This window comes from Actinacidiphila sp. bgisy160, assembly GCF_057707815.1.
In genome coordinates, this window is record NZ_JBYIQW010000095.1 from 1 (window position 1) to 12,397 (window position 12,397).

The following is a 12,397-nucleotide window of genomic DNA, read 5'->3' on the forward strand; positions in this document are numbered from 1 at the left end:
TAGGGAGCCCGACCCTGCCGTTGCCCGCCACCGCGAGCAGCCCACCGGCACAAGGCGGCAAAATCCCGCACCGCCACTGAACGGACGGCTACTTCTCCCAGCCCACGGTCTCGGGCAGGGGAGTGCCGAAAATGGTGGCGCCGACGTTGGCCAGACCCTTCTTGACGCCGTAGATGGAAGGCCCGCTGAACAGGGGCAGGAAGGCGTACTGCGCCAGTTCCTTGCGCTCAATGGCGTTGGCTCGGGCGGTCTGTTGGAGGGGGTCGGAGATCCGGGCCGCGGCGTGGATCTCCTTGTCGAGCTCAGGCGTTCCGGCGTCGGTCAGCTTGGAGTCGCTGTCCGTGCCGTGGAACTGGTAGAGATACGGGCGCCGAAGGGGTCCGTCGAACGGTTGCCTGACAGGAAGAGGTCGAAGTCTCGCTCGCTGAGGATCTTCGCGAAGTCCGCCTCGTCGGCCTTCTTCATGTCGAGCTGGATACCGACGGCTTCAGCATCGCCGCGAAGGCGTTGGCCGTGGCCTTGTCCAGCGGATCATCGGCACCCGCGCGCAGGTGCCCACCCGCAAACTGCCCGCCACGCCGCGCCGTGGCAAAACCAGTTCGACAGAAGCGTCGGCGTCACGCCTCACAGAGGTCGCGGGTTCCCGCGTGCCGCGGCCCCCGTGGCACGGGGGCCGCGTTCCTCGGGGTCGGTCACGGTCGGGGGCTGCCGTGATCGGACAGGCTGACGGCGTCCAGCTCGATCAGCGCACCTGCGGTCGCCGTGATGGTGTCGGTGATCTCCCTGGGCTCCCAGCCCAGCATCGATCGTGCCTTGTCGTTGCTGATGACGGGGATCCGGCCCGCCAGCACCGCGGCCTCCCGCAGCGCGGGCTCGGTCTTCGCCGCCTCGCGCACCTCCTCAATGGTCAGCTCCTTCGCAGGCAGTTTTTCGGCGAAGGCGGGGAAGTGCTCCCGCAGGATGTTCGCCAAGCCGAAGAGGCTGGATGATTCCTTGGTTGCGATGAAACGCTCGCCCGCGGCCCTCGGGTGCAGCATCGCGCGCAGGTGCAGGTCCACGACGTCGCGCACGTCGACGACGCCGAAGTGCATCACCGGCACCACAGGCATGTGTCCATTCAGCATGGCCTTGATCAGGCCGATCGAGCCGGAGGGCCGGTCCAACAGCTGGGGGCCGAAGATGCCGGTGGGGTTGATCACCACGAGCTCGATGTCTCCGTGGGTGCGGACGTAGTCCCACGCCGCCGTCTCGGCCACGATCTTCGACTTGTGGTAAGCGGGCAGGCCCGGGGTTTCCGGGTCGGTCCAGTTCTCCTCCGTGTAGTGATCGTCGGGTGTCATCGTGTACCCGATCGCGGCGTAGGAGGATGTCATGACGACCCGCGGGATACCGGCGCTGCGGGCCGCGGTGATGACTCGCAGGGCACCGTCACGGGCAGGCAGGACGATCTCGTCCTCCGTCTCGGGCGGAGCGACCGGGAAGGGCGAGGCGTGGTGGAGGACGTGGGTGACACCGTCCATGGCCTGTGCCCAGCCGTCATCGGCACTGAGTTCGGCGACGGCGAACTCCAGCCGGCCCGCCGGATCCACACCGGCCTGCTGGAGCGCCCCCAGCGTCTGGGCCTCCTGCTGGGCCCCCCGGACCGTCGCCCGCACGCGGTGACCTTCCCGGAGCAGCCTTTCGATCGTGTGGCTGCCGACGAAGCCGCTGCCACCGGTGACCAGTACCGTCGCGTTCTCGGGGATGGAGACGGTGTTTGCCATGCTCATGGTGCTTCAGTCCTTCAGTGGGTGAAGTGTTCCAGTAGGCGCGTGACCTCTTCGACCGCGCGGTTCTCGGCGGGGGCGTCACCGCGGGCGCGGGCGTCCCACATATCCGCTTTGCCGCGCAGATACGCCAAACGCAGCCGCATCTGCTCGATGTCGGCCGCCAGCCTTTCTGCCTGAGCGGCGAACAGGTCCCGCAGATCGTCCGCTGCGGAATCTCCACAGGCGAGCAGGTCCAGGTAACGGCGCATCCCGCTGACCGTCACCCCCGCCGAACGCAGGCAGGACAGCGCCTCGACGCGGGCCACGGTTGCCGGCTCATACCGGCGATGACCGCTGGAGTCGTCCCGCGCGACCGCTCCCAGCAGGCCGATCTTTTCGTAGTAGCGCAACGTGGGCTCACTGAAACCCGACCGTCGTGCCATCTCCTGAATGGTCAGACCCACTGGCTCTCGGATTGCTACTGACATGCAAGAAGCCTCCGACACTTGAAGCGCTTGAGGTCAAGCGCCCAAGTGTGAGATGTGCTACATGCCGAGAAAGTCCGGTCTTCTCTGGCTCGTGATCTCGTCCGGGCCGACCCTTCACCATGCTGATGCCGGGGCATGGAACGACGACCGTGTTCGAGCGATTGATCACATGAGCAGTGGGCATTGACCGAGCCGATGATCACGGCCTGGAAGCAGGCTCGGGTAGTGCGGTCGCGATCGATCTTCCACCAGAACCGGTCGGGCTGTCCGTGGCTCTGTCTTCCCATGGCCTGCCGGCCCGGTCGGCGGCAAGGACGTACTCGACCCAGCGGATCCAGGAACTCCTGTGCTGTCAGGTAAGGGAGAGCCCGCCGATGGCAGGACCCACCCCACGTGATCACCGATACCCAGTCCAAGCACGCGGGAATGCCGGGCCGCAAGCGGGGCGCCTGCGCCGTCGACTGCTCATCGGTTCATCGCGCTCTCCGCGTCGCCCTTGTGCAGATCCGCCATCAGGACGACGGTCAAGGGCGACACCGGCAGCTCTCATGACGGGGGTCGGCGACCTCGGAAGGGCCATGGGCCGCAGCGAGCCGCCTGTCCCGACATCCACGCCGCGATCATCTCCGCAACCCGGTGGACACTCACCAGTGCTCGCCAGCACCACCCGCCAGCACCAAGTCGCGGTGCTGTCAGACTGCGCCGTGTACCCGGCGGCCGGCCGAGCCCGCCGGATGCAAGCGGGCCACGGCCTTCCTCGCCAAGGAGACCCAGTGACGGTGCACCCGTTCATCGAGGCGGAGAAGCGGGCAGGTCCTGGCCGGCAACGCCTGGGGCGGGACGTCGTCCTGGCCCCAGGCGTTGCCGACTTTGCTGCTAGTCGCGGTGGGTCAGTGCTGGCCGTGGCCGCCGTCACTACGACGGCGTTGGAGCGTGAACTTCTCGAAGACCGACAGCTCACCGGTGGGCGTGAGGATGTTGTAGTAGGTGACGTGGATGCGGGTCATGTCACCGGGGTGACGGCCCGGGTCGACGGCGAACTCGGCGAAGCCGTAGGGGTGCTCCGCGTCACGGACGCCGATCCAGACCGCCGTCTCCTTCTCCTTGACCGAGTTGTACTTGCCGACGCGCTCCATCTGGACGTACGCCGAGTGATGCCCGTGACCATCGGCGTCGTCGGTGGTGAAGCTGTTGTTGGTGATGCCGGACACGCCGCCACCGCCGAGGACCATGTGCGTCGTGCCGTGCGCGCTGTCGATCACATCGAGTGCGGTCTGACTCGGGTTGGGTGTGAGGGTGACGCTGCCGGGAACGACGCCACGCACCGCCAACGAGCGCTCGTAGTCGTGCTCGTGGCCACAGACCACCAGGTCGACACCGTACTTGTCGAACAGCGGGCCGTACGCCGCGCGCAGCGCGACGTCAGGGCCGTTCGCGGCGGTCGCCGAGCTGATCATCACCTGGTGCATGCAGACCACGATCCAGTCGATGTCCTTCGAAGCCCGTCCCGACTTGAGCTCCTTCTCCAGCCAGGCGAGCTGCCGACCGCCGGAGTAGCCGTTGATGTAGATGTCGCCGCCCTCCTGCAGGGCGACGTCGTCGTTCTGCAGGGCGATCACCTTCACCCCGCCGACCGTGAAGGAGTACCAGAGGTTGTCGAGCTCGGGCTGGGTCTCGGTCGAGGGCAGCTCGAAGTAGGTCTGGTACGCGTCGAGGCCGAGCTTGCCGTTGGCCAGCTCGATCTCATGGTTGCCCGCGCACGGCATCCACGGACGGAATCGTGCCGAGCGGCTGTTGTTGGTGAGGAAGTCGCGCCAGACGCGAATGCGGTCGGGCCCGGTATTGGCGTAGCAGAGGTCACCGTTGAGGAGGTGGAACAGCGGGCCGACCTTCTCGACGCCGGTGACGATGTCGGCGGCGGCGGGGGTGGCGTTGGGCTCGAAGTCCCGGCCCGAGGCGTCGGCCGGGTTCGCTCCGGTCTTCCACGTCACACTGGGCGCACCCTGGTCGCCGAAGCTGGTGAAGGTGAACGGAGCCCGGCCGGACGGCGCCGTGTGGAAGGTGCCGGCGTCGGGGGTGGCGCCGTCGTGCTGGGCCGCGTACAGGTAGTCGGTGTCGGCCTTGAGCTTGCTGATCAGCGCGTGATGGACCCAGACGGTCCGCCCAGAGGTGCCGTCCACGTAGGTCTTCGTCGTCGCGTGCACTGTGGAACCGAAGCCGCCACTCAGCGTGCCGTAAACGACCCGAGGGTTCTTGACGGCCGCGTCGGTGACCCACGAGACGACCATCTGGCTGCGTGGGTCGGCGCCGAAGGTCAGGTGCAGGCCCTGGACTGGGGTGGTGGGCGATCCGGTGGTGAGACCGGTGATCTCCGACTTCGCCGGGACCGCCTCGGCAGTTCCGGCGCCGAGGACCAGCGGCCCGGCGGCGGCGCCGGACACTGTCGCGCCGAACAAGCCCAGCGCGTTGCGACGAGAGATTCTGGTTTGCTTGGGTTCTTCCGACATTCCAGGGGCCTTTCGCGTCGTCGGGTGCAGTCGCACATCGACCGGACAGCAGCGCTCCGAACCTGACAGCGGGCTGCGGCAGGTCAGCAGTGCGCGCCCTCACGGACGCTAGGAAGCACGGTCGACCGGAGCGGTGAGACAGGTATGAACGGCAGATGGCGATCACCGCAACGGACGGACATTCCCGGCGGCTGGCCCTGTCCTGGCTAAGCTTGACGTTTAACCTCGCAGGTCGCCCGACCTGCTGATCTGCGCTTCTCCCGGGACAATGGGGGCGGCCGTTCTCCACCCTTCGAGATGTCGAGTCACGAAGCACGAGAGAACGGCCGCTCCCCATGAGTCTCCTCGCCGACGCGCCCGCGGGCGCAGCGTTGGACGTGTTGTCCCGCTTTCGTGTCGACTTCTACGACTGCTTGTACAGCCGTGCCGATGCGCTCTTCGAGCTGACCGACGCGGTGCTGTGTACAGACGGGCCGGTGAAGACCCTGGTCGAGCTGTCGCTGGCGGTCGAGCATCGACGGGGGCACGGCGCCTTGTATACCGCGTTGGACCGGGGCTGGCTGGAGCCGGCGCGGTTGCGGCGTACGCTGGCCGGCCTGCCGCTGCCGAAGGCGGCCGACGGGCGGATCGTGCTGGCCGTGGACGTCAGCAACTGGCTGCGTCCTGATGCCCCCACCAGCGACGACCGGCTGTTCTGCCACGTCTACGGACGCGGTGACCGCAAGAAGGATCAGTTCGTGCCGGGGTGGCCGTACTCTTTCGTCGCCGCCCTGGAGACGGGCCGGACCTCGTGGGTCGCGTTGCTGGACGCCGTTCGCCTGGGGCCGATAGACGACGCGACCGCCGTCACCGCCGCCCAACTACGCGGCACCGTCCAGCGGTTGACACAAGTCCGGCACTGGCAGCCAGGTGATCCTGACATCTTGATCGTGATGGACTCCGGCTACGACGTCACCTACCTCTCCCACGCCCTGGCAGACCTGCCCGTCGTGCTGGTCGGCCGGCTGCGCTCGGATCGCGTGATGCTCCGCGACCCGGGCCCCGCCCGCTCGGGACCAAGGGGCGGGCGGCCCCGCCGGCACGGCGGCGTCCTCACCTTCGCCAAGCCCGACACCTGGCACGAACCCGACGTCATCACCGTCACGGACACCACCCGCTACGGCAAAGTCGAGGCAAGAGCCTGGGACCGCATGCACCCCAGACTCACCCACCGCGGTCCCTGGCTGAACCACGCAGAAGACGAACTCCCCATCCTCCACGGCACATTGATTCGCCTGAAGGTCGAGCACCTACCAGGCAACCGCGACCCGAAACCGGTCTGGCTGTGGTGCTCGGCCACCGCCGCCACGCCGGCGGACGTCGACCGCTGGTGGCAGGCCTTCCTCCGCCGCTTCGACCTCGAGCACACCTTCCGGCTCATGAAACAAACCCTCGGCTGGACCGCCCCCAAGGTCCGCCACGCCGACAGCGCCGACCTGTGGACCTGGCTCATCATCGCCGCCCACACCCAACTCCGCCTCGCCCGACCCCTCGCCGAGGACCTACGGCGGCCCTGGGAACGTCCCGCCGCACCACGCCGCCTCACCCCCGCCCGAGTACGGCGGGGGTTTCGCAACATCCGCGCGACCACGACCCGCCCGGCGGCCGCACCGAAACCGTCCCGTCCCGGACACGCCAGGCCACCCGGATCGAAGAACAAGCACCGCGCCAGACAGCACCACGGCTACCACGTCGTCGACAGCAGCAAGGACACGGAGCCCGCCCCGGTGATCCAAGCGCGCTGGCCCCGCATCGCCGGCTGGTGACCTGCCCCGGGCAAGGGGGGCGGACCATCCACGCGGTGAGGTAGGTGAAGGCGGCCCCGGGTGAGATTGCGGCGTGCGGCGATCCCGGTGATGCACCCGGGCCGGGTCGACGTGATCGGCGCCAGGGCCCTGGTACTGCTGCGGATCATGGAGCGCACGGGCGCCCGGGAGGTCGTGGTCTCCGAGCACGACATCCTCGACGGCATCGCCCACAAAGCGGCAGAGGACGTCGAGCGGGATAAGCGCAAGGGCTGACCTGCGGCAACGCACAGAACAGGGCCCCGCCGGATCGGCAACCGGCGGGGGCCCTGTCGTCTGCCCCGCTCACAGTCGAACGTTCCGAGCGGGGCGCGGGGCGGCTCCGGTTCGCCTTCCAGGTGGGCCCGGTACGGTCAGGGTGGTCCGTCCAAAGCGCTCTGCCGGGGATGTTCTGTTTCCGGTGAAAGCCCACTCTGACCCAACCGAAAGTCGCGGGGGCTCACGCCGTACGCCGTCTTGAAGACGCGACTGAAGTGGGGTGCGCTGGCGAACCCCCACCGGTGGGCGATGGCCTCGATCGTCATGAACTGATGTAGTGGCGACGCCAGTTCCCTCCTGCATTCTTCGAGGCGCTGCGTCCTGATCCATTCACCAAGGGTGATTCCCGCTCGGGACAGAGTCAGGTAGAGCCAGCGTACGGAAACGTCGTGCTCGGCTGCGATACGCTCGGCAGTCAGATCGGGGTCTGCCAAATGGAGGCGCACGTATTCCTGAACACGCTCAAGAAGTGTGCTGTTCCAGTGTGTTCTGGCCAGGTCGTCCCCGTACAGGACCATGGTGACCACAGCCCTGATCAGGTCGACACTGGGCTCCGTGAACAGGGCGGTATCGGCTTTACCGGCAGCGCCCCGATGACGAGCCAGTCGGGTGAAGAACGCTGCTGTGGCGCCCACGGCCGGTCGCTCCGAACTGATCGGACCAGCCGTGATCTGATCGAGCAGGGACGGCCGCAGCCCCAGGATGTGCGTGGGAACGCTCACTAGAACTCCACGTACTGGGCCGTGGAACAAAACCTCGTAGGGCTTCGCATTGTCGAGCACCATGAGATCCCCGGCCTTTATCAGTCCGTGCCTGCCCGCCTGGTGGAACTGGGAGACCCCTGCTTCCCGGATGGAGACGAGAATCTGCGGCACCATGTCCCCGTCCGCCGGGGCATCAGTGCGCCGGATGCGGGTCACGTTCCAGCCGATCTCCGAGACTTTCACAGACCCGAGCGCGCTGGTGGTCGCGTGAGCCCGCTGGCGATTCGGATCCGACGGAAGGTCCACCTCTGCGCGGCCGTTGACGACGAACCCCGAGAGTTCACGGATAGCATCCGCTCGAGCACCGGGAGTCAGCGACGCTACGTCAAGTTCATCTGCCATGCCGGCTTCCTCCTGAACCGGTCGCGGAGCCTGCGTTGGACGGCAGATTCCCACCGTACTGCGGCAAATGCTCCGTTCTTAACGGTTTTGCTGAATTTTAAGCATGTATTCCGTTAGTACTTTTGCGGGCCGGGGGCGGCGTTGCAGAACGCCCCTGAGCCGAACGGCGAGGGGCCGGGCCGTGGCGTGTTGTATCGGGCCGATTGTTCGGTGCCGGGCGGCGGATGGCTGAGCCGTCAGGAAGTCGAGATCGCCCTCGACGCGCCCGACGGCATCGCCTGGAGCATCACCTGAGCAGGGTCTTTCCATCTGAGCGGGATCCGGAGGCGGTCGTGACACGCCCACCCCACGAAGTCGCCTGGCCACTGCCGGGCCTTGACCCCGAATCCTGGACACAAGTTATGCGGCTGGTGTCAGCGTAGTTGATGTTGTCCGGGACGCTGCTTCGTAGGCGATCGGGCTGCGGTGTCCGAGGCGGGAGTGACGGCGTCGGGTGTTGTAGCGGTGTAGCCAGCGGAACGCATCGAGCTGGGCCTCGCGCTCGCTGGCCACGAGATGTCCGTTCTCAGATCCTCAGGATCCAGTGTCTCGTGTGTCCAAGATCCGGGGTAAAGGCCCGGTAATCGTGGAGATGGTCTGCTTGGACACACTCGCGCCGTAGACCTCGGCCAGGTGGGCGGAGATGTCTCCGTGCGTCAGCCCCCGCGCGGACAGCGACAGCACCATCTCGTCCACGCCGGTCAGACGCCGCTGGTGCTTCTTGACGATCTGCGGCTCGAAGCTGCCCTCTCGGTCCCGTGGCACCGCGATCTCGACCGGGCCGAGGTCGGTCAGCACGGTCTTGGCACGCACCCCGTTGCGGGAGTTCCCACTGCCGGCACCGAGGCCGACTCCAGCAGCCGCTTGGTCAGCTGCTGCAGAAGCCCGCCCTCGCCGGTCAACTGCAGTCCCCTCGCGCGGGCCCGGTCGACCAGCTGCCCGATCAACTGCTCATCCAACACGTCCGCCGACAGCTCGACCGGCCGGACCTCTTCGACCGCCTCAACAGAGGCAGTCACGTCGCTCATCAGGTGTTCTTCCTTGATCAGGAGTTACACCGTTCTTTGTACAGTTCCCGGCACTTCACTGATCTTCACTGTCTACGAGCGGGCCCCGTATGCGGCGCTGAGCAAGTATGAATCACAACGCGCTACGCCGTGGTGCGCGACCCGCCGGTAAGGTGGTCCAGGACCCTCAGGATGGGAGAGAGCAGCTTGCGGGACCAAGCGGCCCGCTTGTTGTCTCCAATCGTGAGCTGGTCGTCCATAGCGGCGACGGCGCGGCGCAACAGGCGGAGACTGCCTGTTATCAGGCGCGGGCTGGGGCGCAAGGCGAACACGGAGGCCATCTGCTTGGCCAGGTCCGGCCTTTGCTGCTGGTGGGTGAGAAGCACGCCGAGCCTGATGGCGGCGGTGATGGGAGCGCGATTGTTCGGCAAATGCTCCCGCAACAGCTCAACCAGTGGCCGGGCGATATCTCGTTCCGCTTCGGCGATGCCGAGCTGGATAGTAAAGGCCCGCGCAAGGTCGTCGACGGCCTCCTCGTCCCGCTGTTCGTATACGTGCACCAGTCCGCGGCCTGCCAAGCACCAGGGCCACACATCGTCCAATGACAGGGCATGGGTGAAATCCCGATCGGCTTCGGTCAGACGTCCTGCCTCCCACATGAGCCATCCGCGCATGGCATACGCCAGTCCGAACGTGTCGTTGAGGGTCACCGCATGATCCAAGGCGGCCAATGCCTCGGCATCGTGGCCGAGTGCATGCAGTGCCCAGGCGCGGCTTGTATATGGCCAGGCCAGGGTGTGCGGGGCAGTCTCGTCGTCCATGGCGGCCAAGGCCCGGTCGACCTCGGTCAGGGCTTCTGCGTGCCGCCCGAGATCGAGAAAGAGTTCGGCGAGGTGTGCCCGATACCAAGGGGTGCTCGAGTCCAGTTCAGCTGCCCGCGTCATGTCACGGACCGCATCGTCCCAACGGTCCAGCTGCGAGAGGCATCGTGACCGCTCCGAGTAGGCCCAGGCGTACTCCGGATCGATGCTGAGCGCACGATTCAAATCCGCTAGCGCTTCCTCGAGGCGGCCATTGGCGCGATAGACCCAGGCGCGATCGGCGAGCGCCCAGAACTGTTCGGGGTCGAGGTCGATGGCCCGGCCGAAATCGGCGAGGGCTTCGTCGTGACGGCCAGCTGCCAGGTAGGTCTGCCCGCGGGACACGTACGGCCAGGGGGAATCGGGCTGGATCCGGATGACATGGCCCCAGTCAGTGAGGGTCTGATCGAGACTCCCCATCTGCTGGTGCGTCAGGGCTCGCCCTGCGTAGGCGTCGGGGTGCTCGGGATCCTGGGCCAGCGCCGTGGTGAAGTCGGCGAGAGCCAGCACATACCGCTCAGCATTGCGATGTAGCCGCCCTCGGACGATTCGTGCGTATACCTGTCCTGCGGTGGTCGGTCCAGGACGGCCGAGCAGAGCGTCGAGAGTGGCCAGGACAGCCGAGTCATCGTCCTGGGACGTGACCGTCAGGCGCTCTCCCCAAACTATGAGCCCCTCGTCCGCGGCATCTATCCCAGCCTGCCGGACCATCTGGACCCAGCGCCGGACCGTGCCGCTCCCCTGTTCGCAGGCATAGGCGATCTCTGTCAGGGCTTCCGGCAAGGCCCAACGCGGATTGACACACAAGCGGTGGTATGTCTCATTCAGCCGATATTCACGCCACTCTGCGTCATCCCAGCAGTCCTCGGCGAGCACGCCCTCCTCCTGCCGTTCCCGCCAAGTACCGAAAGCCTCCGCCAGGGAGAGGTGCCCGACACGCCACCGGGTGGGCGACTGGGTGCGCTGCAGCCGCAGCATGGGGGCTCGAACAACCTCGTGGTAACGACACCGCCCCGCGTGGTCGGTGACGAAAGCCAGCTGCCGCACCCAAGCAAACTGCTCGGCCGCCTCCGCCGGCGCGATCGCGCGGTAGACGTCTTCGTCGAACTGCAGCGGCAAGGCACACGCCAGAGCGGCTTCACGCCGCACGGAATCCGACTCCCACTTCAAGAACCGCTCCACCGCCGTTCCTGACGGGTCCCCCACTGTCTCTGCTGCATCGGGCCGAGCCTGCGCAAGTGTGTGCACCAGCACCGGAAGTCGCCCTGACAACTGCAGCACGACGTCGACGACCCGCTCGTCGGTGACGCCCTGTTGCGCCAGCAGCGCCCGCGCCTCCCCCTCGCTGAATACCTCCAAGGGCACCTCGGTGATCAGGTCGAGCCAGTCGCCCCAACACCGGGCATCCAGGCGTCCCTGCCCGGAGAGGACCAGCTGCACATTGGCCGGGAGCACACCGTAGGACTCGCCGAACGCAATGTCGCGCAGCCACTCGTCCAGCACCGGCCCCGTCCGCTCGTACACATCGAAGAACAGCACCACCTGTGGACGCCGCCGCGCTCCCTCGGCCAAGTCCTCGAGGAAGACGGGCGTCAGAGTGCGCACCGGTTCCATGACTAGCCGCGCATCGTCATGAGAGCGCAACCGGGCAGTCAGAGCTGCCCGCAGCCGTTCTGCACCCAAGGCGACCTGCTGTGGATCAACTGCCCCGGCGAGCGCCCCCAGGACAGGCACCATCCCCAAGCCTGTCAGGCCGACCTGTGCAGCAAGGACTCCCACGGGCGAGGATTCAGCGGGCTGTCCTGCGGTCCCGTCCGCCGCTGGCACCTGCGCGCCGAGCAGTTCATGCGTGCGCTGTCGCAACGTCGCCAGCAGCCTGTCGAACCTGCGTAACTCGATGCCCTGGCGGCCCATCCGCTCACTGACTGCTTCCATGGCTTCCACCGCGCTGTGCACGGTGTCATCCAAGTACGCCGTCACCACGCCTTGCTCGCGAGCGACTGCCTCCCACTGCCGCACCAGTGAGGTCTTACCCACCCCGGCATTGCCGCGCACGTGGAACAGGAACTGGTGATCGTCAGCCTCCGGATCTCGCGCGAGATTCTCCCGGAAGGCGCTCATCTCCATTCGCCGGCCCACGAAGCCGGTCCGGCGCCGACGCCGAATCAACTCCTGCCGCGACAACCGCTGCTCTGCCATACCCGCCACCCCCGGTAGCCAGTATGGGAGAAAATCGCTCCTACCGACTCCCCCATGGATGGCAGCATTATCCGTTGCGCAGGATGGGACGGAGGCTGTCGTGACGGACACGAAGACCAACGAGCACAGCGGTGAGGACGTACACGAGAGGCCGTATGTGCTTGATTATGAGGGCGAGTACTTCTTCAGCCGGCACGACCGAGTCGAGTTCGTTGTCTTCGGCTACCGCATCGCCTCGCTGGCCTGGCTACGCAGCCGCATGACCGAGACTGTCGACGGGGATCTCGCTCGGATGCGGGAGACTCGCCGGATGGGAGCTGTCAATCCCCTGGAATCGTAGA

The 12,397-nt window shown here is 66.8% G+C and carries 10 protein-coding genes and 2 pseudogenes; 4 read left to right on the forward strand and 8 right to left on the reverse strand.

The annotated features are described in order from the left end of the window. Positions 1–321: 321 nt before the first annotated feature. The 4 genes from AC3EUJ_RS36160 to AC3EUJ_RS36175 all read right to left on the reverse strand — a co-directional run bounded on the left by AC3EUJ_RS36160 (position 322) and on the right by AC3EUJ_RS36175 (position 4,692). Positions 322–465, reverse strand: coding sequence for a hypothetical protein (locus tag AC3EUJ_RS36160; RefSeq protein WP_431969099.1), 144 nt, complete (start codon positions 463–465; stop codon positions 322–324). 227 nt (positions 466–692) lie between these two features. After that, positions 693–1,769, reverse strand: coding sequence for an SDR family oxidoreductase (locus AC3EUJ_RS36165; protein ID WP_431969101.1), 1,077 nt, complete (start codon positions 1,767–1,769; stop codon positions 693–695). A 14-nt stretch (positions 1,770–1,783) separates the two neighbouring features. Then, positions 1,784–2,236, reverse strand: a complete 453-nt coding sequence (locus AC3EUJ_RS36170) for a MerR family transcriptional regulator (RefSeq protein WP_431969103.1) — start codon at positions 2,234–2,236, stop codon at positions 1,784–1,786. 890 nt (positions 2,237–3,126) lie between these two features. After that, positions 3,127–4,692: a purple acid phosphatase family protein gene (locus AC3EUJ_RS36175; RefSeq protein ID WP_431969105.1), complete on the reverse strand. Its 1,566-nt coding sequence runs from the start codon at positions 4,690–4,692 to the stop codon at positions 3,127–3,129. Between the two features lie 386 nt (positions 4,693–5,078). Here AC3EUJ_RS36175 and AC3EUJ_RS36180 point away from each other — a divergent pair, with 386 nt between their 5' ends. Both AC3EUJ_RS36180 and AC3EUJ_RS36185 read left to right on the forward strand, forming a co-directional pair. Then, the gene (locus AC3EUJ_RS36180) at positions 5,079–6,548 is read left to right on the forward strand and encodes an NF041680 family putative transposase (RefSeq protein ID WP_431969107.1); all 1,470 of its coding nucleotides are present in this window, start codon (positions 5,079–5,081) and stop codon (positions 6,546–6,548) included. A gap of 72 nt (positions 6,549–6,620) precedes the next feature. Then, a pseudogene (locus AC3EUJ_RS36185) lies at positions 6,621–6,803 on the forward strand (exopolyphosphatase); the annotation flags it as partial. A 137-nt stretch (positions 6,804–6,940) separates the two neighbouring features. On the opposite strand, the gene AC3EUJ_RS36190 reads toward AC3EUJ_RS36185, so the two are convergent. After that, the gene (locus AC3EUJ_RS36190) at positions 6,941–7,951 is read right to left on the reverse strand and encodes a helix-turn-helix domain-containing protein (RefSeq protein WP_431969109.1); all 1,011 of its coding nucleotides are present in this window, start codon (positions 7,949–7,951) and stop codon (positions 6,941–6,943) included. Positions 7,952–8,092: 141 nt separating this feature from the next. Here AC3EUJ_RS36190 and AC3EUJ_RS36195 point away from each other — a divergent pair, with 141 nt between their 5' ends. Further along, complete coding sequence (locus AC3EUJ_RS36195) at positions 8,093–8,245, forward strand: hypothetical protein (RefSeq protein ID WP_431969111.1); 153 nt, start codon at positions 8,093–8,095, stop codon at positions 8,243–8,245. Positions 8,246–8,569: 324 nt separating this feature from the next. Here the strand turns inward: AC3EUJ_RS36195 and AC3EUJ_RS36200 are convergent. The 3 genes and pseudogenes from AC3EUJ_RS36200 to AC3EUJ_RS36210 form a co-directional block, all read right to left on the reverse strand. Then, positions 8,570–8,818 (reverse strand): annotated as a pseudogene (locus tag AC3EUJ_RS36200) (transposase); the annotation flags it as partial. Further along, positions 8,782–9,018: a transposase gene (locus tag AC3EUJ_RS36205; protein ID WP_431969113.1), complete on the reverse strand. Its 237-nt coding sequence runs from the start codon at positions 9,016–9,018 to the stop codon at positions 8,782–8,784. The pseudogene AC3EUJ_RS36200 and the gene AC3EUJ_RS36205, both read right to left, overlap by 37 nt. 122 nt (positions 9,019–9,140) lie before the next feature. Further along, complete coding sequence (locus AC3EUJ_RS36210; protein WP_431969114.1) at positions 9,141–12,056, reverse strand: tetratricopeptide repeat protein; 2,916 nt, start codon at positions 12,054–12,056, stop codon at positions 9,141–9,143. Positions 12,057–12,156: 100 nt separating this feature from the next. Between AC3EUJ_RS36210 and AC3EUJ_RS36215 the strand changes: the two genes are divergently transcribed. Beyond that, positions 12,157–12,396, forward strand: a complete 240-nt coding sequence (locus AC3EUJ_RS36215; RefSeq protein WP_431969115.1) for a hypothetical protein — start codon at positions 12,157–12,159, stop codon at positions 12,394–12,396. The last annotated feature ends 1 nt before the right edge of the window (position 12,397 follow it).